We start from the raw sequence: 24294 nt of genomic DNA on the forward strand, positions 1-24294 counted from the left end.
CTGAAAAGTATGAGACAAAGGTGATGCCATGTCAGACCTTGCGCTCTCGACCTCTCCCGCGACCTCCCCTCGGCGTCCCGTGGCCGTCGCTGTAGCCCCCACTCCGGACCGCGCAAGTGCCGCAGTCTGGATCGCGGTCATGGCCGCCATGATCGGCGCGTTCATGGCCATCCTGAACATCCAGATCACCAATGCCTCGCTGCTCAATATCGAGGGCGGCATCGGCACCGGCGTCGACAACGGCTCCTGGATCTCGACTTCGTATCTAATCGGCGAGATCGTGGTGATCCCGCTGACCGACTATCTCAGCCGGATGTTCTCTTTCCGCAACGTGATCCTCTCGTTTGCAACGCTGTTTGCCGCCTTCTCCGTCGCCTGTGCCTTCACCCATGACCTGCCCTCGATGATCGCGATGCGCGGTTTCCAGGGCTTTTTCGGCGGCGTCCTGATCCCGATGGCGTTTACGATGGTTTTCACCAAGCTGCCGAAGGCGCAGCAGCCGATCGGCCTGGCGATGTTCGCGCTCGCGGTGACCTTTGCGCCTGCGATCGGCCCGACCATCGGCGGCTATCTCACGGAAAATTACGGTTGGCAGACCATCTTCTTCGTCAATGTCATTCCGACCATCGTGATGGTCACGATTCTTTACCTCACGCTGGACCGCCAGCCGATGCAGCTTGGCCTCCTCGCCGAGGGCGACTGGTTCGGCATCGTAACCATGGCAGTCGGCCTTGCCTCGCTGCAGGCCGTGCTGGAGGAAGGCAACAAGGACGACTGGTTCGGCTCGCCCTTCATCGTCAAGCTCGCGATTGTCGCAGTCGTCAGCCTCACGCTGTTCGTCATCAACGAGCTGCTGGTCGAGAAACCGCTGGTGCGCCTGCGCCTGCTGACCCGCCGCAGCTTCGGGCTCGGCACCGTCTCGGCCGTGTTCCTCGGCTTTGCGCTGTTCGGCTCGGTCTATCTGCTGCCGGCCTATCTCGGCCAGGTGCAGCGCTACAATGCCGAGCAGATCGGCGCCGTGCTGGCCTGGACCGGCCTGCCGCAGCTCATCCTCATCCCGCTGGTGCCGAAGCTCATGCAGCGGTTCGATATCCGCTACATCGCTTTTGCAGGCCTCAGTCTGTTCGCGCTGAGCTCATTCATGAACATCGAGATGTCGCTCGACTATTCCGGCGACCAGCTGTTCCTGCCGAACATCGTGCGCGCCATCGGCCAGGCACTGACGCTCGCACCCCTAAGCGCCATCTCGCTTGGCAGCGTGGCACCGCAGGATGCGGCGGCGGCCTCCGGCATCTCCAACATGATGCGCAATCTCGGCGGCGCCATTGGCACGGCGCTGCTCTCGACCATCGTCACCAAGCGCGAGCAGTTTCACTCCAATATCATCGGGCAATCGGTCCACCTCGGCCGCGAGGAGGTGCGCAGCCGGATCGCCGATTTGACCAATTACTTCACCGCCCATGGCGTGACCGACCCGACGGCCGCGCAGCACCAGGCCATCGTCGCGCTCGGCAACATAGTCAAACGCCAGGCACTGGTGATGGGCTTCAGCGACGCCTTTGCGGTGATCGGTATCGTGCTCATCATCGCAGGCATCGCCATCCTGCTGACGGGCAAGCCCCAGGGGACTGCAGCGGGCGGCGGTGGTCATTGACCTGCTGTCGCCGGTTGCGCCCGGTTAGCGCAACGGCCCTTCCTCCAAAGGGCTGCGGCGCTAACCGGCTGCCTCGACTAGATGCGCGTGATCGGGTGCGCGACCGATGAAGCCGCGATGTGCACTTGCCTGATCGTCGTCACCGCCGCGATGCTTGCAGTAATTCCAAAAGCGACGATGAGAGCGATCAGAACACGTTGGGCTCTTCTGACTCTCATGATATCTATCCCTTTCGGTACAGAGCCAGCGGGGACACCTCCCCGTCCAGCCAATCTTGCTCGTTGGCCAACGCCCTCCATGCGTTTGCCATTCGCATGTAGCGCCTGAACGCCGGCTGGCCTTCGGCTCCCTCGGCGAGCTGCAGACAATTGTCGGCGTTCTCTCGCAATAAGTCTGACTGCTTCATGCCAAAAACGTAGTGACGAAGCGCACAGAGCTCAACCATTCATTAAATGATCTTAAGGTGGCACCGGCGCACCGTTTCACTCGACATTTGTTGGAACCATCGGCTTCGACACGCGTATGCCCCATGCTTCCGGCGCCGATCCCCCCTGTCACGCCGGGAGCACTCCGTGTGGAAGGGCGGTCCTGGCGTCCGATGCCCCCTCGATGCCGGGGCCGCTCCACATGGAGGCCAGCAAAAGAACGCAGATTGACGATGCCGGCGCAGCAAGCAACGTTCCTCCTTCACAAGCCCTCGATTTCGCGATCTCGAACGATCAGACGTTCGTATTGAGTCTGGAACTGCGGCCGGCGACAACAGTTGGCCCCCGTGTGATCCAACGAGGAGTTCCACCTCATGATGAAGAGCAGACTGACGATCGCGGCGCTTGTGATTGCGGGTCTCGCAGGTTCGCCCTTTGCTGCGTCCGCGAAGATGCATAAGCAGACCAAGCATCCAACTTCGTCCTCGACGAATTCGTCGACAACCACCGGCGCCAACATGAAGTCTTCGACCGGCATGAAGTCTTCGACCGGCGCGACGAGCCCGAGCATGCGCGGCAACGCATCGAGCGAAGGCAATGTCGGCCCCGGCACCACCAACAACAACGGGCCGGCCGCCGGCGGACGTTAACACCCGGCACGACGTTTTTGCCGACAAGCAAAAGCCCCGCAACCGCGGGGCTTTTCCTTTTTCGGAAAGTCGCGCTTGCCTCCGGCAGTCCGAGCTCAGCGATCTCGCGCTTTTCAACGCCGTGCGACGGGCCAAATGGAACAAGAATGTTCGTCCGCCGTTGCGGCCATGGTGCCGATCACACAATGAGGAGTAAGTCATGTGCGACTATAGCCTTCATGCCGTGGCCTTCCGGCCGGCAGAAGCATCCGAGGTCCTCGTGTCCAGCAGGTTCCCGGGAACCAATACCCGCGGGTTCGCCTCGCCCACCGATCCCACGGTCGCGGTTTGCCTGCGTCCCGGGACCGAGATTGCCTTCGAGCAGAATGCCGTGACGCAGGGCGTGATTTTCCGTCGGAAGGTCGGCGCGACGCTGGCGCGCTTCCGGCAGATCGACCTCGACAAGCCGGCGCAGCATCACGATGCGCTGGAGTTTTCCAACGGCAAGATCGTCAAGCTGACCGACCTCATCCCGGGCCAGCGCGCGCGTGTCGTGCAGCTCCCGGCCGATCGCGCCCTCAAGCGCACGGCGACCGAGCGGCCGGCCGTGCTCGACATTCCGCTGACCTGAACCTATCGGACTTCCGAGTTTTTTCGCGAAGCTGTGAGCCGCCATCAATTGGCGGCTCATCGCGTTTCGCCGGCGCGAATTCATCTGGCGCACCGCCTCACAATGCGGCGCTCGCGCAATGATTTCATCGACGAAGACCAGCTTCCGCGCATCTGCTGAAGCCGCGTTCACATGGCGCGGTGCGAGATGCGTATTCAGGCGCGCTCTGTCGCAGGAACAATGAAGCCTCGGCCGCGTTCGAAATTCGACGTAATGCGGAGTCTTCACCATGTCGCGCCAGCTCAATCCGATTGCCGTATCAGCGCTCGTGTTCGTCGCAGCCAGCTTGGGTGGCGAGGCCTTTGCGCAGCAAGGGCGCCCCGGTGGGGCACCGCATCCCGCGATGGCAGCCCCGCATTTTGCTGCTCCCGCTCCGCACATCGCCGCACCCGCTCCCCACTTCGCCGCACCCGCTCCGCACTTCGCCGCACCGCATATGGCTGCACCTGCGCCTCATGTCGCGGCGCCCGCGCGGAGCTTCGCCGCCCATGCCGCGCCGCCACAACCGCACCATGCGGCACCAAGCGGTGCGCCGCATGGCAATTTCGCCCGCATCGAGCGTGGACATGGCGTGCCGCAGTCAGGACGGATTGCATCGCAAGCGTTGCGGCACAACGGCGCGGCGCCGGCGGCGCGCGAGGCGCAAAGGCACGCCCCGCTGCCATCACCGCAAGCTTCAAAGCCCGCACTTGCGAATTCGAGGCCTGGTCCAGCCGAAACCAGGATCGGGCGCCAGGCGCCCGGCACCACCGTCGGCCAGACGGTCGGATCGACCGCGCATCGGACCATCGGCCGGAGCGAGACCGCGGCCAACCAGGCGCGTGCCGAGCGGCCGCGCACACCGCCGATCCTCCAAAATCCCGCTTTCGCCAATCAGCGTATCACAGCCGCGTCGCGCATGACGCCGTCGCAACAGACCTTCCGCGGCCAGTTCGCTCAGGCCGGCTGGGCGCGCGACTGGCGGCGCCATCATCATGCCGGAATCGTGCTTGGCTTCGTCGGCCCGGTGTTCTGGCCCTACGCCTATGATGATTTCGTCGATTACACCTTTGCGCCCTACGCCTATGACACGTTCTGGCCCTACGCCTTTGACGATGTCTATGCCGGCATCTATGGCGGCTATGCGCCTGAATATTACGGACCGGAAGACGCGTATGCTTATGCGGGCTCTGCGGCGTCGCAGCGCTCCTACGCCAGAACCGCGGCCACCGACACAACGGCAGGGCCCGCCGCGGCGGGCGGCAGCGACCGCATCTGTTCGAGCCAGGCCGCCGGTGTCACCGACTTTTCGATCCAGAGGATTGCCCAACAGGTCAACCCCGATGAAAAGCAGCAAGCGCTGCTCGATGATTTGAAATCCGCCTCAACGGCGGCGGTGAAGTCACTGCAGGCGGCCTGCCCGACCGAGCTTCCGAGCACGCCGACCGGCCGGCTTGCCGCGATGCGCGTCCGGGTCGAGGCGATGCTGAAGGCGGTACAGACCGTGCGCCCGGCACTCGAGAAATTCTACGCTTCCCTGAGCGACGAGCAGCGCGAGCGCTTCAACGCGCTTGATCAGAGCCAGCAGACGGCGAGCAGCCGGCCTGCCGAGATTGATCACCTGTGCAAGCGGCATGAGGCAACGAACCATGCGCTGCCGATCGACCGCATCGAGCGTAGCCTGCATCTCAACGCTGATCAGGATGCCGCGTTGAAGGAGCTCGACCAGACCACCGCGAAGGCCGCGCAGCTGATGCAGACCAATTGCCAGCCCGCGCAGACGCTAACTCCGACCGGACGCCTCGCCGCGATGGAAAGTCGCTTGAGCGCGATGTCGCAGGCGCTGCAGATGACCGAGACCGCGCTGAACAGGTTCTATGGCGTCCTCAGCGACGAGCAGAAGGCACAGTTCAACCGGATGAGTGTCCGCGCGGCTTAACGAGACGACGATGGCCGGAGGACACGGCTCAGGACGCGACGGTCGTCGGCCTTCGCGTCCTGTCTGGCTTCATGGTGCGCCGACTACTTCGATGCCTGCGACTTGATCCGCGGATCATCCGCCGGGTCGACATAGGTGATCGCAAACGGCCCCTGACCGTGGACTTGCACAATCGTCGGACTGCTCGCCCAAGCAAAGTGGTTCATCTTGGCAGGCGCCTCCGCATAGCCACCGGCGGTGAGCAGCGTGGTCTTCTGTTCATCGAGCTTGTCGCCCATTCCGATGTGGAAATCGCCTGATATCACGGTGACCATTTCTGTGGTCGGGTGGTTGTGCGCCGCGATCTTGTATCCGGCAGGCAACTTCAGCCGGACCACGTACAGGCCATCCTTGGACGGATCGCCGGACAGCACGGCGATCTGGGCACCTTCAGGCACGAAATTCGGCGCCGGCCCCCATTCGACCTGAGAGGCATTGACCGGCATCTTCATGTCATCGGCAAGAGCACCAGTTGCGCCGACGAGGAGTAGCACAAGACTTAGCGTACTTGTTTGCATGATCGGTCTCCATTATGCCCGCCTATTATCTGTCGATCACGCCGGCCGCTGGTTCAGAAGTGTTCGCGGTGCACCATCCTTCGGAGGTCGCGCTTGCCTGTTCGACACCACCTCCCCCTACCCGGATGCCGATCACCGGCGTGATCTGACCAAAGGCCAGCCACGGCACCACGAATCGCGTGCCATGAGCCGAACGCCGCAATAGAATGCGGCGACTGGCTGCAAACTTCGCGTCAGGTATCTCGCGACCGGCGGTGAGCCATGCAACCGATTGCCGACTGGCTGGAAAAGCTCGGCATGTCCGAATACGCGGAGCGTTTCGAAGCTCACCACATTGATGTCAGCATACTTCCGGACCTGACCGACCAGGACCTCGAGAAACTCGGAGTCCTGCTTGGAGATCGTCGAAAGATGCTCCGCGCCATCCGGGAGCTTGCGCAGCCCCTGCGCACTTCGCCTCAGGATAGCGCTCTCACCGGGCCGACGCACGACGAAGCGGAACGCCGCCAGCTCACGGTCATGTTCTGCGACCTCGTCGGCTCAACTGCCCTTTCGACGAAGCTCGACCCTGAGGACCTCAGGGAAATCGTTCGGGCCTATCACCGCTGCTGTACCGTGATTGTCGAGCGCAATGGCGGGTATGTCGCGAAGTATATGGGAGACGGTGTTCTGGCCTATTTCGGATATCCGCAGGCCCACGAGCATGATCCGGAACGCGCTGTGCACGCCGGACTTGCTCTCGTCCAGGCCGTGCCAAACCTCAGGACCGCAATCAGCTCACCGCTCCAGGTGCGTATCGGGATCGCGACCGGGCTCGTGGTCGTTGGCGATCTCATCGGCAAGGGTGCGGCCCAGGAGCAGGCCGTCGTGGGCGAGACACCCAATCTTGCCGCCCGCCTGCAGGCAATTGCCGACGCCGGTTGCGTCGTCGTGGCGGAGAACACGCGAACACTTCTCGGCAATCTCTTCGAATTCCAGGATCTGGGTTCCAGAGAGCTTAAAGGCATTTCCACACCGGTGCGCGCCTGGGCCGCATTGCGACCGAGCACCACGGAAAGCCGATTTGATGCGCTCCACACAACCGGCTTGACCCGACTCGTCGGACGCAAGGAGGAAATCGAACTGCTCCAACGTCGCTGGTCCAGCGCCAGAATGGGCGAAGGGCAAGTCGTATTGCTTTCGGGCGAGGCCGGCATCGGGAAATCCCGCATTGCGGTGGCAATCATGGAGCACATCGCAACCGAACCGCACACACGCTTGCGTTATTTCTGTTCACCCCAACACACCGACAGCGCGCTCCATCCCGTTGCCGGCCAGATGGAACGCGCCGCCGGACTGCTGCAGAGCGACAAACCGCAAGCGAGACTCGACAAGCTCGATGCTCTTCTTGGGCAGACCTCAACCTCGGCTCAGGACGCAGCGCTCTTTGCTGGGATGCTGTTGCTCCCGAACGATGGACGATATCCGAGTGTCGAGCTCGCGCCCGAACTGCGCAAACACAAGACGCTCGAAGCCTTGTTGTCACAGGTCGTCAGATTGGCGTCCCGGAATCCGGTCCTGATGATCTTCGAGGACGTGCATTGGATCGATCCGACCAGCCTTGAGGTGCTGGACCTCGTTGCCCGCCGTATAGCAAGCCAGCGCGTGCTGCTTCTCATAACCTTCCGTCCAGAGTTTCGGGCGCCCTGGGAAGGACAAGCCCATGTCACAAGCCTGACGCTGAACCGGCTTCCGTCACGCGACGCGGCAGCGATCATTGCGGGTCTGGTCGGGAGCGGAGAGCTGGCGGCGGACGTGAGTGCCGAGATCGTGGAGCGCACTGACGGCATTCCCTTGTTCGTCGAGGAAATGACGAAGGCGGTGTTGGAGGCCGAGAACGAAGGCGCGGCCCGGCGGGCCGCGTCGATGATTCCGTCCCATGCGCAGGCGATTCCAGCCAGCCTGCACGCGTCGTTACTGGCGCGCCTCGATCGCCTAGGCCAGGCCAAGGAGGTGGCGCAGATCGGTGCGGCAATCGGTCGGGAGTTTTCGCATGATCTGCTGGCAGCCGTAGCGCAGAGAGCCGAGGCCGAACTGGCGCCGGCGCTCAATCGTCTCGTCGAGGCCGGTTTGCTGTTTCGGCAGGGCGTGCCTCCGGACGCGCATTACCTGTTCAAACATGCCCTCGTGCAGGACGTTGCCTACGACACCCTGCTGCGCGAAAAGCGACAGCAGCTGCACGCTCGCATAGCAACCGTTCTGGATCGGCAGTTCGATGTCGGCGACAGCCAGCCCGAGCTGCTGGCGCGGCACTATACCCTGGCTGCGATGCCGCGAGAGGCCATCAACCACTGGCAACGCGCCGGAGACCGCGCGACAAAGGGATCGGCGAACAAGGAGGCAATCACTCATTTTCGAAATGCGCTGCAGCTGCTTGAAATGCTCCCGGAGAGAGCCGGCTGCGCCGATCAGGAGTTGCAGCTCCTGATCGCCCTGGGACCTGCGTTGATGACGACCAGGTCTTCGGTGGCACCGGAGATCGGTCAGGTGTATGCGAGAGCGCGGGAGCTGGCGAGTGAAGGAGAGCGGGTCGCGGATCTTTTTCCGACCGTATGGGGGGCCTGGCTCATCGCTTTTTCGCGCGGTGACTTTGCGACCGCTGCCCGCCTGGTGGAGGAGCTCTTCGGGATGGCAAACACCAGCGCGAATTCTGAACTCGCCTTGCAGGCGCATCACGCGGCGTGGCCGTCATTCATGGTGGCAGGTGCCCTGGCAACGGCGCGTCATCATATCGAAAAGGGAGTTGGTCTCTATCGACGCGAAGCACATGGCCAGCAAGCCCTGCAATACGGGGGCCATGATCCCGGTGTTTGCGGCTACGGGTCCAACGCTATTATCGTTGCGACAATGGGATATCCGGATCAGGCGCTCGAAGAAATGCAGAAAGGCCTGGCGCTCGCGCGCGATCTTGATCATCCCCCCACTCTCGCACTGGCACTTTGGTTTGCAACGGAGCTGCACCAGATTCGCCGTGAGCCCGCGAAGGTAGAGGACTATGTGACCGAAGCCCTCCCGCTGCTCGCCATGCATGGATCGGCCGTTGGCGTGGCGAACGCCACAATGCTGTGCGGTTGGGCGCGGGTCATGCAGGGCGAGCATGACCACGGCATCGCCCTGATGCAGGAGGGACTGGCCAATTGGCGAAAAACGGGCTCCAAATTTCACGTGATTTATCGGCTCGTGCGCGCCGCGGAAGCCCATCTGATCGCGGGCAAGACGGACGATGGATTGCGGCTCATCGATGAGGCGGACGGCGACAGCGGCGACGTCTGGTTCGCACCCGAGCTGGACCGGCTGAGGGGTGAGCTGCTTTTCAAAGCAAGTGACGGCGAAGAAGCGGAAAGCTGTCTACGCCGGGCGCTTGACGCGGCGCATGCACAGGAGGCTCGTCTGCTGGAATTGCGCGCGGCAACGAGCCTTGCGAAACTCCTGGAAGCCCGAGGTCGGCGCACGGAGGCCGAGGGGCTACTTGCGCCGATCTATTCCCAATTCGATCAGGGTCTCGAGACCACTGATCTCAGGAATGCCAGGGACTGGTTGGACAAGGCGGTTTGAAAGGAAGTCCCTAATTGCCGTCAGGCACCCGCCTTTGCTTTCTTCGCGGCGATCTGGTGCTGCGCCCAGCGGGCGTTCTTGCGGACATCGGGATCGGGATCGTTGGCGATCATCACGAGGAACGGCTCGCCGTCGGCGCCGGCGATCTCGCCGAGCGCTGCAGCTGCTTCTTTCCGCAAATTCGCCTGCTCATGGGTGACGCAGTTGCCGATCGGGCGCACGGCGCGCTCGATCTTCATCTTGCCGAGGCTTCTGACCGCCTTCAGCCGCACCTGCCAGAACGCGTCGTCGAGCGAGGCGATCAGCTGGTCGGCGGCAACCGCTCCATTGACATTGAGGCCTAGTGTCTCCGCCGCCATCTCACGCACCATCCAATCCTCGTCCTTCAGCGCACGCGTGATCGTCTCCGCCGCCGGCTTCATGTGCGAGAAAGCCAGCGCGCTGACGGCCGCGCGCCGCACATGCGCATCCGGATCGTTGATCAGGGAGGTCAGCGCAGGGATGGACTCCTCCAGCTTGAGGAAACCAATGACGCCGATCGCCTGCACGCGGACGGCAGCGTCACCATCCTGCAGTGCTTCCAGCGCCGGTTTCAGCGTATCCTTGCGCCTGAGTTCCTTCAGCGCGCGCAGCGCGCCCATGCGGACAAAGGCGTGGCTGTGCTTGACCAGCGGGAGGATCACGTCGGCGGAGGCCGGATCCTTGAACTCGGCGAGGCTATCGGCCGCCGCCGCCGCAACGATCCTTTCAGGATCGACAAGAAGCTTGACGAGCGCCGCCGCCGCCTCCGGCCCATCGAACTCGCCAAGCGCCATCGCCACCTGCTGGCGCACCCCGGCATCGGGATCGTCGACCATGCGGGCAAGATGCCCGATCGCGGCGGGATCGCCGGAATGGCCGAGCGCGATGATGGCGACGCGGCGCTCCGCGGGATCGGCGGCCTGCAGCCGCTCGTCGGCGTCCTCGAGATCGTCGTAAGACTCGAACGGGCTTGCCATGGCTACCTCAAGAGATAGGGAATGTTGACCGTGACCGCGCCGGTCGGGCAATCGGCCTCGCAAGGCATGCAGTACCAGCACTCGTCATAGGCCATGTAGGCCTTGCCGGTCATGTCGCTGATGCGCAGGACATCGAGCGGGCAGACATCGACGCAGACGGTGCAGCCCTTGTCGGCGATGCATTTGGCGTCGTCGACCACGACCGGAACAGAGGTCTGGTAAGTCGCGAGAGGCATGTCAAATCTCCTGTTGTTCGATAGGTCGGGCCGCTTATGCGCCCACCGCGATGCGCTGCTTGTCGTAGAGGTCCTTCTCCTCCTCGGCGATCGGCACGATGTAGGGCTCGACCTCGCGCTTCTCGCTCACCATCTTGCCGTCCTGCTTGCCGAGCAGCGTGTGACAGAACCAGTTCTCGTTGTCCTTTTCGGGAAAGTCGGTGCGCAGGTGATAGAGACCCCAGCGGCTCTCCTCCCGGAACAGCGAAGCGTGGACGGCCATGTCGGCGCAATCGAGGATCGACTGCGCTTCCAGCGCGCGCAGCAACTCATGCGCATTGCGCGCGATCATGCGCTCCTTTGCATCCTGCCGCACTTCAGCCAAACGGCGTGCTCCGAGCTCGTATTTGCGCGTAACTTTCGGCGGTTGCAGGTAGTCGTTGACCAGGCGCCGTGTCTTGTACTCGATCTGGTTCGGTGGGATGCCGTCCTCGCGTTTGGTCGGCGCCATCACACGGTCGCGTTCGGCGGCGACATCGGCGGCATCGAACTGCGCAAAATCGTGGTTGTCGGCGAACTCCATGGCATCGATGCCGGCGACCGAGCCGTTTGTGAAGGCACCCAACATGTAGTTGTGGGGCACACTCGCCATGTCGCCCGCGGCATAGAGGCCGGGCACGGTGGTGCGGGCGAAATCGTCGACGAACACGCCGGACGCGCTGTGGCCCGAACAGAAACCGATCTCCGAAATATGCATCTCGATCGATTCGTGGCGGTAGTCCACGCCCCGCCCTTGCTGGAACAAGCCGCGGGTCGGCCGCTCCACCTTGTGCAAGGTCGATTCGATCTCCTCGATCGTCTTCTCATGCAGATGCTTGAGCTGCAGGAACACCGGTCCCTTGCCGGACGACAGCTCGTTGTAGAACTCGAGCATCATCTGGCCCGACCAGTAGTCGCATTCGATGAAGCGCTTTCCCTCATTGTTGGCGGTATAGGCGCCGAAGGGACCCGCAACATAGGCGCAGGCGGGCCCGTTATAATCCTTGATCAGCGGGTTGATCTGGAAGCATTCGAGGTTCGCGAGCTTGGCGCCCGCATGATAGGCCATGGCATAGCCGTCGCCGGAATTGGCGGCGTTCTCGTAGGTGCCGAACATGTAGCCGGAGGTCGGCAGGCCGAGCCGGCCCGCGGCGCCCATGCAGAGGATGACGGCCTTGGCCTTGATCACCAGCATCTCGGCGGTGCGCGTATTGACGCTGATCGCACCGGCAACGCGGCCGTCGGATGCGGTCAACAGGCGCGTGGCCATATAGCGGTTGGAGATCAGGATGCGGGCGCGACGAAGCTGGCGATACAACGCCTTCTTCACGGTCTCGCCGTTCGGCATCGGCAGAACATAGGTGCCGATGTGGTGCACCTTCTTCACCGCATAGTCGCCGTTCTCGTTCTTGAGAAAGCGGATGCCGAAACCGTCGAGTTCCTCGATGATCTTGTAGCAATTTTCAGCGTATTTGTAGACGGCCCTCTGATCGACGATGCCGTCATTCGCGATGGTGATTTCCTTGGTGTACTGCTCGGGCGTGGCGTAGCCGGGGATGACCGCGTTGTTCAGCCCGTCCATGCCCATGGAGATGGCGCCGGAGCGTTTGACATTCGCTTTCTCCAGCAGGACGACGTTCGCCTTGGGATTCTTCAGCTTCGCCTTCAGTGCGGCCATGGGGCCGGCGGTGCCGCCGCCGATGACGAGCACGTCGCAGGATACCTCCGACAGTCCATCGACAATCTCATCTATCGCCATCGTTCACTCCAGGGATCGCGGGCAGTGATGCCGCCGTTGGACGCTAGCTTCGTTCAGGTGAAGGGGTTGCGAATAGCAATTAGTTGTCGCCGATGTGCGAAAGAGCGATCTGCCCAGGGCCATGTGCAACTCTGGGCAAAAACCGGGCACGCGGCGCGCGTCATCGCTCGACAAAGGCCTTCTCGACGACAAAATGCCCGGGCGTGCTGTGATTGCCTTCGACAAAGCCGCGCGCGGTCAGCATCGCCTGAAGCTCCCCCAGCATGCCGGGACTGCCGCAGAGCATCACGCGGTCGGTCTCGCGGTCAAGCCCGCTGAGGCCGACGTCTGAAAACAGCTGACCTTGCGCGATGAGATCGGTGATGCGGCCGCGATTACGAAACGGCTCCCGCGTCACCGTCGGATAGTAGATCAATCTGTTTTCGATCAGGGGACCGAAAAATTCATCCTCGCGCAGCTTCGCAACGACGCACTCGCCATAGGCAAGCTCGGAGACCTGGCGACAGCCATGCGCCAGGATGATGGTCTCGTAACTTTCGTAGACATCCGGGTCCTTGATCAGGCTCGCGAATGGCGCAAGGCCCGTGCCGGTCGAGAGCAGGAGAAGCCTTTTTCCCGGAATCAGGTTACCTGAAATCAGTGTGCCCGTCGCCTTGCGTCCGACGAGAATGATGTCCCCTTCCCTGATCTTCTGCAGGCGCGATGTCAGCGGCCCGTCCGGGACCTTGATCGAAAAGAACTCCAGCGCATTCTCATGATTGGCGCTGGCCATGCTGTAGGCGCGCATCAAGGGCCGGCCGTCGACCTCGAGCCCGATCATCGCGAATTGCCCGTTCTGGAAGCGAAAGCCGGGATCGCGGGTGGCGGTAAAGCTGAACAGGGAGTCGGTCCAATGTTCGACGGAGAGGACCGTCTCCCTCTGAAAGGCGCTCATGGTCGTTCCTTCGCGCAAGGGTGATGCGGAAGGTCTTTTCGCGAGAAGCCGAAGGCGTGCAACGATGCCGCGCGATTCCCGGTCGATTAGTTGCAAATTTTCTTATCTGTTGCCGCGATTGGCATCGCTCTTGCAAAGCATCCGGCTGATGCGGCAATTAGTTGCTGTTCCACGCGTGCAGCCGCGCTTATGCTCGAGACAGGAGCGACAGAGGTGAACGTGTGGGTAGCACCGACCATCGTTGACTGTGAAGTCAGTCCCGATCTTGCCTCGCTGTCCATGACCGCGCCGGACGGACGGCAGATCGTGCTTGGCGCGGAACAGCTGCGTCTTGCCTGCAAATGCGCGCATTGCCGGCGAGCCCAATTCGACAACCGCTTCGCGTCAAGCTTTCCGGGAATTGCGATCGTTGGCGTTGCCGATCTCGGCTATGGCGTGAACATCTCGTTCTCCGACGGACATAACCGCGGGATCTATCCCAAGGCCTATCTGGCCGAGCTTGCCGCGCTTTGAAGCGCTTCATACGTTCGTTGCGGCGGCCGAATAACTGCATCCCGCTCTGGCACGAAGCTTGCTGCTTCCGGGTCAGGTCTGACTGATCCGGAGGCAATTCATGCTGCTGCAGGTGGCCAATGCTGAACGCGGCAACGCGCCTTCAACGACGGCGGGTTCCAGGAATACCGGCAGCTCTTCACTGCTGCTCACGGAAAGCCAGCAGGCAATCGGCGGGCCGCCGCCGCTGATGGAAAAGCTCAGCCCGCGCGAGCGCGAGCTGGTGCTCAAGCAAGGGCGCCGCAAGGTGCTCAATCGCGGCCAGACCCTGTTCTCGCAAGGCGCCAAGCACGACGGAATCTATCTTATCGAGAGTGGTCGTATCAGGGTATTTTATACATCGCCACAGGGCCGCGAGATCACATTGGCCTATTGGCATGTCGGCAATTTCGTCGGTGGGCCCGAAGTGTTCGGCACCGGCATTCACCAATGGTCGGGCGTTGCCTCCTCCAATGCTGCCGTCGTGCAGCTGCCTGGCAGGGAACTGCGCGGACTCGCCGCCGAAATTCCCAACCTCGCGATCGGCCTGATCGAGGGTCTGACCTTCAAGGGCAAGTGCTATTCTGCACTCGCGCAGATGCTCGGCACCCGCTCGATCACCCAGCGGCTCGCGCACCTGCTGCTTCATCTGACTGAACTCTACGGCATCAAGGAAGCCGACGGGACGCTGATCGCGGCGGCCTTCACCCATGCCGACCTCGCCCACATGGTCGGCGCTACCCGGCAATGGGTGACCATCAGCCTCAAGCGGATGCAGGACAAGGGAACCGTTCGCAACCGGCGCTCGCAGATCGTCATCTGCCGGCCTGATGTCCTGGAGGAGATGCGGGGCCATGGCGGGGATTGACGCCACTGCACATGCAAACGGCTTCCAGATGCAGAATTGCCCAACCACTATGCAACGGGCCTTTGGCGGCAACTAATCGACCGGGACAGCCACTCCGCGTTTGCCCGAAGCGCCGCCGCCCCCAATCATGGCAGCCGAAGCATCCAACCGAGACGAGGATGAGAATGGTTCGCCAGGCTTTGCCACTTTCGATCCTGCTATCGGCGGCCGCGCTTGCGCTGGCCCAGCCCGCGCTTGCGGAAACCGTCACTATCGGCATCGGCACACAAGATACCACCACCAATACGGTGACCGCGGGCACGGTGATCCGGCAGCTGCATCTGCTTGAGAAATACCTGCCAACATCGGGCAAATATGCCGACATCAAGTTCGAGCTGGAATGGCAGAATTTCACCTCCGGTCCGCCCGTCACCAATGCGATGATGGCCGACAAGCTGCAGTTCGGCATGATGGGCGATTATCCGCTGATCGTGAATGGTTTCACCTTCGAGAACAATCCCGACAGCAAGAGCCGGCTGATCGCGGTCGCCGCCTACAGCCTCTCCGGCTCGGGCAACGGCATTGTCGTCCATAAGGATTCTCCGTACTACGAACTCTCGGATCTCAAGGGCAAACTGGTCAGCGTGCCCTTCGGCTCGGCTGCGCATGGCATGGTCTTGAAGGCGATGCAGGACCGCGGGCTGCCGCCGGACTTCTTCCAGCTGGTCAGCCAGACGCCGGAAGTCGGCTCGACCAACCTGCAGGAGAAGAAGATCGACGCGCATGCGGACTTCGTCCCCTTCGCCGAGTTGCTTCCCTTCCGTGGCTTTGCGCGAAAGATCTTCGACGGCGTCGAGACCAACCTGCCGACCTTCCATGGCGTCGTGGTCCGCACCGATTTCGCCGAAAAGTATCCCGAGGTCGTCGTCGCCTATATCAAGGCGATCATCGCCGCCAACCAGTGGTTCCGCGCCGACCCGAAGGCAGCTTCTGAAAAGATCCAGGAATGGACCGGGATCAACAAGGAAGTCGTCTACATTTTCCTGGGTCCCGGCGGCAATATGACGCTCGATCCGACGATCAAGCCGCCATTGATCGACGCGGCGGCGCAAGATGTGAAAGTGCTGCAGAATCTCGGTCGCATGAAGGAATTCGATCCGAAGAAATGGGTCGACGATTCCTATCTCCGCAAGGCCTATGCCGAGATGAAACTCGACTATGACGCCGAGCTTGCCAGCACCAGGAATTACGAAGTCTCGGGCGAGGACAGGTTCTGCAAGAAGCAGATCGCCGATCCGCGCAAGGCGGGCGAGGTCTGGGTTGACGACGAGGGGATTCTCCCCTTCTCCAGCGCCGCCTGCACGCTCGGCGCCTATGCCGACTTCAAGGCCAAGGGCAAGAAAATCGACGTCACCTACGTCTTTGACACCGCGCGCGGGATAAAGCTGTTCGCCGACCAGGCCTTCTTCGCGGTCAACGGCGGCGACATCGCGCCGTTCCTTCTGAAGAAGGATGCAGAGACCTATGCCGCGAAGTCAGGTGGCAAGGTGCTCGGCTTCGAGGATGCGGTGAAAGCAGCACAGAGCGGAGGCAAGACGTGACGAGCTCCGCCTTGTTGCGACGGGAAGCCGAGCCGGCTGCGATCGCCGCCGACACGGCCGAGCCAACGCGAGCCATGCCAACTCCGGCTCTCCCAGCCCGCAGCGCAAGCGCGATGGCCGCGCGCTGGATCAAACTGAACAAGGAGCGGATACGCGCCCTGCTGCTTGGCACGATCTCGCTCCTGCTCTTCCTCGTGGCCTGGCATTTCCTGACCAAGTACCGCGTGGTGTTCTTCGTCCGCTTCACCAACGTACCCTCGCCGCTCGCGGTCCATGCGAGCTTTGTCAAGGCGATCCACGATCCGCACTTCCTGATGCATATCGCGCTGAGTTGCCGCCGTATCTTCTTGGGGTTCTCGCTCGCCGCCCTCATCGGCGTGCCGCTTGGGCTCGTCATGGGGCGCTTCAAGCTTGTGCATGAGACGATCTTTCCGGTTGCGGAAGTGCTGCGCCCGATCCCGGCGATTGCGTGGGTGCCGATGGCGATCATGCTGTGGCCGACCAACGAGCAGAGCATCGTCTTCATCACGTTTCTCGGCTCGTTCTTCCCGATCCTGGTCAACACGCTGCACGGCATGTCGCTGGTCGACCCCGTCCTGGTGCGCGCCGCGCAGTGTCTGGGCGCCCAGGAACGGGCGATCTTCCGCGAGGTCTATTTCCCGGCGTCGCTGCCGCACATCTTCACCGGCCTCACCGTCGGCATGGGCGTCGCCTGGGTCTCGCTGATCGCAGCCGAGATGATCTCTGGCCAATACGGCATCGGCTATTTCACCTGGGAGGCCTATTCGCTCGTGCAATACGCCGACATCGCGCTTGGCATGATCACGATCGGCGTCCTCGGATTGGCCTCGAGCCTTCTGGTTCGCGCAATCGGAAAACTGGTGATGCCCTGGGGGCGCACATGAGCAATGCTGACGCCAGGCCCGCGCAGGGCCATATCGAGGTCAAAGACTTCGCCCTGAGCTATGAGACCATCGATGGCGCGGTTGCCGCCGTCACCGAGACCAACATCCATGTCAAGCCGGGCGAATTCGTCTCCATCGTCGGGCCCTCCGGCTGCGGCAAGTCGACGCTGCTCAACGCCGTCGCGGGTTTTCTCAAGCCCACCGCGGGCGTGGTCACGGTCGACGGCGAAAAAGTCAACGGGCCGAGCGCCGAGCGCGGCATGGTGTTCCAGCAATATTCGCTGTTTCCCTGGAAGACGGTGCGCGAGAATGTCGAGTTCGGTCTCAAGATGCGCGGCATGGATCGCTCGCAGCGCGAGCGCGCGGCGCGCACGCTTCTGGGGCTCGCCGGGCTCGAGGCCTTCGAGAAGCACTATCCCGACCGCCTTTCCGGCGGCATGAAACAGCGCGTCGGTATCGTCCGCGCGCTCGCCACGGGCCCGAAGGTGCTGCTGCTCGACGAGCCGTTCGGCGCACTGGACGCACAGACCCGGGTCATCATGCAGCAGATCCTCACCAACATGTGGCAGCGGCTGAAGATCTCGGTGTTGTTCGTCACCCACGACATCGACGAGGCGATCTTCCTCTCCGATCGCGTCTACTGCATGACCGCGCGCCCCGGTTCGATCAAGGCCGAGATTCCGATTCCGCTGGAGCGACCGCGCCAGCAATCGATGATGATGTCATCGGAATTTCTGGCACTGCGTCGCGGGCTGATGTCGCTGATCCGCGAGGAGAGCCTGAAAGCCATGGGCGGCGAGATCAACGATCTCGCCATGCAGGGCCTCACCATCGACCTGCACGGCCATTCGCTCGCCGATGTGCTGTAGCTGTTCCTCGTCGAGCGGTTCGCGGCCCGAGCTCACCGTTCCGCGAACGCCTTCTCCACCACGAATTGCGCGGGCTCGCCGTGATTGCCCTCGGCAAAGCCCCTCGCAACGAGCAGCTCGCGCGAGTCCTTCACCAGCGCCGGACTGCCGCAGATCATGACCCGGTCGTGCGCGGCCTCGAGCGGCGGCAGACCGGTATCGGCAAACAGCTTGCCCGAGGTGATGAGGTCGGTGATGCGGCCGCGGTTGCGGAAGGGATCGCGCGTCACGGTGGGATAATAGATCAGCTGGTTGCGCACGAGCTCGCCGAGCAGCTCGTCGTTCGGCAGCTTTTCATGGATCGTCTCGCCATAGGCGAGCTCGGCGACGCGGCGGCAGCCGTGCAGCAGCACGACCTTTTCGAAGCGGTCGTAGACTTCGGGATCCTTGATCACACTCAGGAACGGCGCAAGCCCGGTGCCGGTGCCGATCAGATAGAGATTGCGGCCGTCCTCGAGATTGTCGATCACGAGCGTGCCGGTCGCCTTGCGGCTGACGATGATCTCGTCGCCCTCCTGCAGGTGCTGCAGGCGCGAGGTCAGAGGGCCGTCCGGCACCTTGATGGAGAAGAACTCCAGTGTGTCTTCGTAGTGCGCGCTCGCGACACTGTAGGCGCGCAGCAGCGGCCGGTCGTCGACCTTGAGCCCGATCATGGTGAACTCGCCGCTGCGGAAGCGGAACGAGGGGTTCCGCGTGGTCGTGAAGCTGAAGAGATTGTCGGTCCAGTGACGGACGCTCAGCACGCTTTCCTGGTTGAAATTGCTCACCGTACCACTCCTGCGGAGGATTTGAGAGGCGATTGACCCGGCAGTTTATTCGTATACGATCGTTCGTATACGAATGAATAATCCAGCTTGATCCAGCCGTCAAGCCGGGGGCAAAATCACAAAATTCGAGACGCAGCCGAAGGGAATAGCCGCCATGGCACACGACGCGCCGCAAGCCACCGGTCCGAGCAAGCTGGTGATCCGCAACATCGGGCTGATGCTGTCAGGCGCGCTGGAAAAGCCGATCCTGGATGCCGACACCATCGTCGCCGAGAACGGCAAGATCACCGCCATCGGCCGGCTCAAGGACGTCGACACCGCAGGCGCCACCACCATTGTCGATGCAAATGGCACGACGGTCGCGCCCGGCCTGATCGACAGCCATGTGCACCCGGTGGCCGGTGACTGGACGCCGCGGCAGAACCAGATCAACTGGATCGACAGCTATCTTCATGGTGGCGTCACCACCATGATCTCGGCGGGCGAGGTGCACACGCCTGGCCGTCCGCGTGATGTGGTGGGCCTGAAGGCGATGGCGATATTCGCACAGCGCGCGTTCTGGACGCTGCGGCCGGGCGGCGTGAAGGTGCATGCCGGCGCGCCCGTGATCGAATGCGAGATGGTCGAGGAGGATTTCAAGGAGATGGCCGCCGCGGGCGTCAAGCTACTCGGCGAAGTCGGCCTCGGCGGCGTCAAGGACGGCCCGACCGCGCGGAAGATGGTCGGCTGGGCGCGCAAATACGGCATCCAGAGCACCATTCACACCGGCGGACCGTCGATCCCCGGCTCGGGCCTGATCGACAAGGACGTGGTGCTGGAGGCCGACACTGATGTGGTCGGTCATATCAATGGCGGGCACACGGCGCTGCCCGACGACCAGATCCGCTGCATTTGCGAGGGCTGCAAACGCGGGCTCGAGCTCGTTCACAACGGCAATGAGCGCTCGGCGCTGTTCACGCTGCGCACCGCGCGCGAGATGGGCGATCTCGCCCGTGTCATCCTCGGCACCGATGCGCCCGCCGGCTCCGGCGTGCAGCCGCTCGGCATCTTGCGGATGGTTGCGATGCTGTCCTCGCTCGGCGAACTGCCGGCCGAGATTGCCTTCTGCCTTGCGACCGGCAACACTGCCCGCATGCGTGAGCTCGATTGCGGCCTGATCGAGCTGGGCCGCGCCGCGGATTTCGTTCTGATGGACAAGGCCCAGCATTCACCCGGCAAGAACATTCTAGAGAGCGTGCAACTCGGCGACCTCCCCGGCATCGGCATGACCATCATCGACGGTATCGTCCGCACCCAGCGCAGCCGCAACACCCCGCCGGCGACCAAGGTGCCGGAGGTGGTGGGCAAGTAAGGCCGACCACGGCTCGGCCGTCATTGCGAGCGAAGCGAAGCAATCCAGAGCCGCGCGTGAGGCTCTGGATTGCTTCGTCGCTTTGCTCCTCGCAATGACGGGGCCTACCGCAGCTTGTTCAGCAGCGCGAACAGCGTCTCGCGCTCCCTGGCATCGAGCGGCGCCAGCGTCTCCTTTGAGACCGCGAGCGCATTCGGCGCGATTTTTTCGGCGAGCTGCTGGCCGGCGCGGGAGAGGCTGACGAGCAGCCGGCGGCCATCGTCGGGATCGGGGCTGGTCTCTGTGAGGCCGCGCGCTGTCAGGCGGTCGATCACGCCCTTGATCGTCGCGACATCCATCGCAGTGAGCCGGCCGAGCTGGTTCTGCGAGCACGGCCCGGTCTCGGCCAGCTTCGACAGCGCGGCCCATTGCGTCGGCGTCAGGTTGGTGCCGATGTCACGGGCAAAGATCGCCGCATGGCGCTGCGAGACCATGCGCAGGATGAAGCCGATCTGCTCGTCGAGAATGTAACTCGCCCGTACGGGCTTCGAGTTCTTCTTCGCAGTTGCACTCCTTGCCATATGCGTCCCCGCCCTCTTCCGCAGATCACAAGGAAAGATGCGCGTCGCGGATATCCGGACGCGCGTCGAGCTCGGCCATGGTGCCGCCGAAGCAGATGCGGCCACGCTCGATGATGTAGGCGCGGTCGGAGATCAGCCGGGCAAAATGCAAATTCTGCTCGGACACGATCATGCTGACGCCTTCCCGCTTCATGGTCTGGATCGCCGCTACCATCTGCTCGACGATCTTGGGCGAAAGGCCTTCGGACGGCTCATCCAGCAACACGAGCGACGGGTTGCCCATCAGCGTGCGCGCAATGGTGAGCATCTGCTGCTCGCCGCCGCTCATTCGTCCGCCGGCGCGATGGCGCATCTCGCCGAGATTGGGAAACAGCGTAAACAGCTTTTCGCAGGTCCAGTAGGGCGCGTTCGGCCGCTGCGGCTGCCGGCCGACCTCGAGATTCTCCTCGACGGAGAGGTCAGTGAAGATGCGCCGCTCCTCCGGCACATAGCCGAGCCCGCTGCGCACGATTTCATGGGTCGGCCTGTCGGAGACGTCCCTGCCCCCGAACACGATACGCCCGGAACGCTGCGCGACGAGACCAACGATGGAGCGGAAGGTCGTGGATTTGCCGGCACCGTTGCGACCAAGCAACGCGACCACCTCGCCCTCGCCGACCTCGAGCGCGACGTCGAACAGGATATGCGCCGGGCCATAATGGCTGTTGAGTCCCTGCACGGAGAGCTTCATGCGCCGGCTCCTTCGCGGTGACGGGCATCATAGACCAGGCCCTCGCCGAGATAGATCGCCTGCACCTCGCGATTGGCGCGCACCTCGGCCGGCGAGCCCTGCGCGATCAGCGTGCCGCGGTTGAGCACCAGGATGCGGTCGGCATGCTCGAACACCACGTCCATGTCATGCTCGGTGAAGAGCACGCCGATCGACTGCTCGCGCGCAATGCGTGCGGTGAGCCGCATCAGCTCGACGCGTTCGCGCGGCGCCATGCCGGCGGTCGGCTCATCCATCAGGAGCAGTTTCGGCTCGTTGGCGAGCGCGATCGCAAGCTCGAGCCGCTTGAGATCGCCATAGGCAAGCTCGCCGCAAGGACGGTCGGCATAGCCGCCCATCCCGACCAGATCGAGCAGCCGTCCCGCCTGTTCTCGTGCAAAATTCTGCGTCGCGGTGAAGAAATTGAACACGCGGCGGCCATGCGAAACCAGCGCGACCTGCACATTCTCTCGCACGGTCATGGTCGGGAACGTCGCGGTGATCTGGAATGTGCGCCCCACCCCGAGCCGCCAGATCGCGCGCGGCGGCCTGCCGGTGGTGTCCTCACCGCGCAGGAGGATGCGCCCGGCGTCGGGTGTGTTCTGGCCGTTGAGCATGTCGAAGCAGGTGCTCTTCCCGGCACCGTTCGGTCCAATCAGCGCCAGGATTTCGCCGGCCGCAAGCTCGAAGGAGACGCCGCGCACGGCGTGCACGCCGCCGTAGGATTTGGTCAGGCCTTCGACCGACAGCAATGGAGGAAGCGCGCTCATTCGGCGGTCTCGATCCGTGATCCCATGAGTCTTGTTTCAGAACTTGCCTCGGATGAACCACCGCCATGGCGATGCCGGATCATCTCCAGCGTCCCGACGATGCCCTTCGGGAAGGCGACGACGATCAGCACGATAAAGCCGCCGAGGACGAGTTTTGACAGATCGGTCTGGCTCACCAGCCAGATGTTCAGCGCCTTGTAGACGATGGCGCCGACGATCCCGCCCGACACCGTCTCGACGCCGCCGAGCAGCACCATGACCAGCGCATCGACCGAGAGCGGGATGCCGAGATTGTCGGGGAACACGCTGCCCTTGAGATAGGCGAACAGCGCGCCGGCCACGCCGGCAACGGTGCCCGAAATCACGAAAGCGGTCCACTGGACGCGCTTGCCGTTGATGCCGACGGCTTCACTGCGCAGGGGCGAGTCGCGCATCGCCCGCAGCGCGAAGCCGAAGGGCGAGAACACCAGAATGCGCAAGCCTGCGGCCGCGAGCGCAGCAATGCCGAGCGAAAGCCAATAGAAATGTGACGGAGACGACGCCCAGCGCTCCGGCCAGACGCCCAAAATGCCATTGTCGCCGCCGGTGACCTCGACCCACTGGAACGCGACCGACCAGACGATCTGCGCAAAGGCCAGCGTCAGCATCGCAAAATAGACACCGGAAAGCTGCACGGCGAAGAAGCCGAACACAGCAGCCCCGAGGCAACCGAGCAGCGGGCCAAGCAACAGGCACGCGATCATCGGCAGTCCCGCCATCTTGGCAAGGAACGCAACGCCATAAGCACCAAGCCCGAAATAAGCGGCGTGACCGAACGACGCCAGCCCACCGACCGCCATCAGGAAGTGCAGGCTGATGGCAAAGATCACGAAGATCGCGATCTCCGAGCCGACGGTCACGGCATAGTTGCCGCCGATCACGGGCAGCGCGGCCGCGGCGAGAAGCGCGATGCAGACGGCGAGCCGCTCTGCCGATGTCAGCGGACGCCAGGGATTGACCGTGAGACCGGGCGTGCGGCGCGCCGGGGCCTCGCGCTTTCCGAACAGGCCCCAGGGACGGACAATGAGAACCACCGCCATTACCAGGAAAACCAGAATGATCGAAATCTTTGGAAAGATCAGGATGCCGAACGCATTGAGCTCCGACACCAGCACGGCTGCGACAAAGGCGCCGAAGATGCTGCCAAGGCCGCCGATCACGACGACCACGAACACATCGACAATGATCCGCAGGTCCATGGCATGATTGACGGCATCGCGCGGGATCTGCAGCGCACCACCGAGGGCTGCCAGGAAGACGCCGACGGCGAACACGCTGGTGAACAGCCATTTCTGGTTGACACCGAGCGCGGCCACCATGTCGCGGTCCTGCGTTGCTGCGCGCACCAGAACTCCCCAGCGGGTGCGCTGGAACAACAGCCAGAGGATGCCGAGCACAGCGGGCCCGAGCACGATGAGAAAGAGGTCATAGCTCGGCAGGCTCTGGCCGAAGAAATCCACCGCGCCCTTGAAGCCGGGCGCCCTGCGGCCGAGCAGGTCACTCGGGCCCCAGATCAGGACCACGAGATCCTCGACCATCAGCGTGAGGCCGAAGGTCGCAAGCAGCTGGAACAGTTCGGGCGCGTGATAGATCCGCCGCAGCAGCACGATCTCGACAAGGACGCCAAGCGTTGCAACCGCCAGCGCCGCCGCGACAATGCCGCCCCAGAAGCCGAAGGCACCGGAAAAATACTCGGTGAGGGTGAAAGCAACATAAGCGCCGAGCATATAGAACGCGCCATGTGCGAAGTTCACGATGCGCGTCACGCCGAAGATGATGGACAGGCCCGAGGCCACCAGGAACAGCGAGGCTGCGCTGGCAAGACCGGTCAGGAACTGGGCGACATAAAAGGCCATGGGCGGTCCGGGTATCCTG

The 24294-nt window shown here is 63.0% G+C and carries 23 protein-coding genes; 11 read left to right on the forward strand and 12 right to left on the reverse strand.

Annotated features, from left to right (window positions below; genetic code table 11):
• Nucleotides 1–28: 28 nt before the first annotated feature.
• Nucleotides 29–1654 carry a DHA2 family efflux MFS transporter permease subunit gene (locus A3AI_RS0127060; protein ID WP_024518595.1) on the forward strand — a complete coding sequence of 542 codons (1626 nt, stop codon included), beginning with the start codon at nt 29–31 and terminating at the stop codon, nt 1652–1654.
• 77 nt (nt 1655–1731) lie between these two features.
• Here the strand turns inward: A3AI_RS0127060 and A3AI_RS48860 are convergent, their stop codons facing one another.
• Together A3AI_RS48860 and A3AI_RS49415 are read right to left on the reverse strand one after the other, a co-directional pair.
• Nucleotides 1732–1872: a hypothetical protein gene (locus A3AI_RS48860; protein WP_198030217.1), complete on the reverse strand. Its 141-nt coding sequence runs from the start codon at nt 1870–1872 to the stop codon at nt 1732–1734.
• Between the two features lie 5 nt (nt 1873–1877).
• Nucleotides 1878–2060, reverse strand: a complete 183-nt coding sequence (locus A3AI_RS49415) for a hypothetical protein (protein ID WP_024518596.1) — start codon at nt 2058–2060, stop codon at nt 1878–1880.
• Nucleotides 2061–2453: 393 nt separating this feature from the next.
• On the opposite strand from A3AI_RS49415, the gene A3AI_RS0127070 reads away from it, so the two are divergent.
• The 3 genes from A3AI_RS0127070 to A3AI_RS45450 all read left to right on the forward strand — a co-directional run bounded on the left by A3AI_RS0127070 (nt 2454) and on the right by A3AI_RS45450 (nt 5296).
• Nucleotides 2454–2729, forward strand: coding sequence for a lipase chaperone (locus tag A3AI_RS0127070; protein WP_024518597.1), 276 nt, complete (start codon nt 2454–2456; stop codon nt 2727–2729).
• Between the two features lie 199 nt (nt 2730–2928).
• Nucleotides 2929–3339 carry a hypothetical protein gene (locus tag A3AI_RS0127075; RefSeq protein WP_024518598.1) on the forward strand — a complete coding sequence of 137 codons (411 nt, stop codon included), beginning with the start codon at nt 2929–2931 and terminating at the stop codon, nt 3337–3339.
• Nucleotides 3340–3607: 268 nt separating this feature from the next.
• Nucleotides 3608–5296 (forward strand): Spy/CpxP family protein refolding chaperone, encoded by a 1689-nt coding sequence (locus A3AI_RS45450; protein ID WP_024518599.1) that lies wholly within the window; start codon nt 3608–3610, stop codon nt 5294–5296.
• Nucleotides 5297–5379: 83 nt separating this feature from the next.
• Here the strand turns inward: A3AI_RS45450 and A3AI_RS0127090 are convergent, their stop codons facing one another.
• A complete protein-coding gene (locus A3AI_RS0127090) occupies nt 5380–5853 on the reverse strand; it encodes a cupin domain-containing protein (protein WP_024518600.1) in 474 nt (157 codons plus the stop codon).
• A 261-nt stretch (nt 5854–6114) separates the two neighbouring features.
• On the opposite strand from A3AI_RS0127090, the gene A3AI_RS0127100 reads away from it, so the two are divergent.
• Entirely contained in the window at nt 6115–9447 is a 3333-nt protein-coding gene (locus A3AI_RS0127100) for an adenylate/guanylate cyclase domain-containing protein (RefSeq protein WP_024518601.1), read from the forward strand.
• 20 nt (nt 9448–9467) lie between these two features.
• Here the strand turns inward: A3AI_RS0127100 and A3AI_RS0127105 are convergent, their stop codons facing one another.
• The 4 genes from A3AI_RS0127105 to A3AI_RS0127120 all read right to left on the reverse strand — a co-directional run bounded on the left by A3AI_RS0127105 (nt 9468) and on the right by A3AI_RS0127120 (nt 13392).
• Entirely contained in the window at nt 9468–10445 is a 978-nt protein-coding gene (locus A3AI_RS0127105; RefSeq protein WP_024518602.1) for a HEAT repeat domain-containing protein, read from the reverse strand.
• Nucleotides 10446–10447: 2 nt separating this feature from the next.
• On the reverse strand, nt 10448–10681 hold the full coding sequence (locus A3AI_RS0127110; RefSeq protein ID WP_022724287.1) for a 4Fe-4S dicluster domain-containing protein: 234 nt from the start codon (nt 10679–10681) through the stop codon (nt 10448–10450).
• Between the two features lie 34 nt (nt 10682–10715).
• A complete protein-coding gene (locus tag A3AI_RS0127115; RefSeq protein WP_024518603.1) occupies nt 10716–12458 on the reverse strand; it encodes a fumarate reductase/succinate dehydrogenase flavoprotein subunit in 1743 nt (580 codons plus the stop codon).
• Between the two features lie 160 nt (nt 12459–12618).
• Nucleotides 12619–13392 carry a ferredoxin--NADP reductase gene (locus tag A3AI_RS0127120; protein WP_024518604.1) on the reverse strand — a complete coding sequence of 258 codons (774 nt, stop codon included), beginning with the start codon at nt 13390–13392 and terminating at the stop codon, nt 12619–12621.
• Between the two features lie 189 nt (nt 13393–13581).
• Here A3AI_RS0127120 and A3AI_RS0127125 point away from each other — a divergent pair, with 189 nt between their 5' ends.
• From A3AI_RS0127125 to A3AI_RS0127145, 5 genes are all read left to right on the forward strand, one after another.
• Entirely contained in the window at nt 13582–13905 is a 324-nt protein-coding gene (locus A3AI_RS0127125; protein ID WP_024518605.1) for a DUF971 domain-containing protein, read from the forward strand.
• A 100-nt stretch (nt 13906–14005) separates the two neighbouring features.
• Complete coding sequence (locus tag A3AI_RS0127130) at nt 14006–14791, forward strand: Crp/Fnr family transcriptional regulator (RefSeq protein WP_024518606.1); 786 nt, start codon at nt 14006–14008, stop codon at nt 14789–14791.
• A gap of 164 nt (nt 14792–14955) precedes the next feature.
• Entirely contained in the window at nt 14956–16371 is a 1416-nt protein-coding gene (locus A3AI_RS0127135) for an ABC transporter substrate-binding protein (protein WP_024518607.1), read from the forward strand.
• Nucleotides 16368–17276, forward strand: coding sequence for an ABC transporter permease (locus A3AI_RS0127140; protein WP_024518608.1), 909 nt, complete (start codon nt 16368–16370; stop codon nt 17274–17276). Before A3AI_RS0127135 ends, A3AI_RS0127140 begins: the two co-directional genes overlap by 4 nt.
• Nucleotides 17273–18145: an ABC transporter ATP-binding protein gene (locus A3AI_RS0127145; protein WP_024518609.1), complete on the forward strand. Its 873-nt coding sequence runs from the start codon at nt 17273–17275 to the stop codon at nt 18143–18145. The genes A3AI_RS0127140 and A3AI_RS0127145 overlap by 4 nt, the downstream gene beginning before the upstream one ends.
• 32 nt (nt 18146–18177) lie before the next feature.
• Here A3AI_RS0127145 and A3AI_RS0127150 read toward each other — a convergent pair whose 3' ends face one another.
• Entirely contained in the window at nt 18178–18951 is a 774-nt protein-coding gene (locus A3AI_RS0127150) for a ferredoxin--NADP reductase (RefSeq protein ID WP_024518610.1), read from the reverse strand.
• A 154-nt stretch (nt 18952–19105) separates the two neighbouring features.
• On the opposite strand from A3AI_RS0127150, the gene A3AI_RS0127155 reads away from it, so the two are divergent.
• Nucleotides 19106–20302, forward strand: a complete 1197-nt coding sequence (locus A3AI_RS0127155) for an amidohydrolase family protein (RefSeq protein WP_024518611.1) — start codon at nt 19106–19108, stop codon at nt 20300–20302.
• 104 nt (nt 20303–20406) lie between these two features.
• On the opposite strand, the gene A3AI_RS0127160 is transcribed toward A3AI_RS0127155, so the two are convergent.
• From A3AI_RS0127160 to A3AI_RS0127175, 4 genes are read right to left on the reverse strand one after another with little or no spacing between them, the layout of a single operon-like run.
• Entirely contained in the window at nt 20407–20862 is a 456-nt protein-coding gene (locus A3AI_RS0127160) for a MarR family winged helix-turn-helix transcriptional regulator (RefSeq protein ID WP_024518612.1), read from the reverse strand.
• 25 nt (nt 20863–20887) lie between these two features.
• On the reverse strand, nt 20888–21592 hold the full coding sequence (locus A3AI_RS0127165; protein WP_024518613.1) for an ABC transporter ATP-binding protein: 705 nt from the start codon (nt 21590–21592) through the stop codon (nt 20888–20890).
• A complete protein-coding gene (locus tag A3AI_RS0127170) occupies nt 21589–22380 on the reverse strand; it encodes an ABC transporter ATP-binding protein (RefSeq protein WP_024518614.1) in 792 nt (263 codons plus the stop codon). Before A3AI_RS0127170 ends, A3AI_RS0127165 begins: the two co-directional genes overlap by 4 nt.
• Nucleotides 22377–24275, reverse strand: a complete 1899-nt coding sequence (locus tag A3AI_RS0127175; protein ID WP_024518615.1) for an ABC transporter permease — start codon at nt 24273–24275, stop codon at nt 22377–22379. The genes A3AI_RS0127170 and A3AI_RS0127175 overlap by 4 nt, the downstream gene beginning before the upstream one ends.
• Nucleotides 24276–24294 lie beyond the last annotated feature (19 nt).

Source organism: Bradyrhizobium sp. Tv2a-2, assembly GCF_000472425.1.
GTDB lineage: Bacteria > Pseudomonadota > Alphaproteobacteria > Rhizobiales > Xanthobacteraceae > Bradyrhizobium.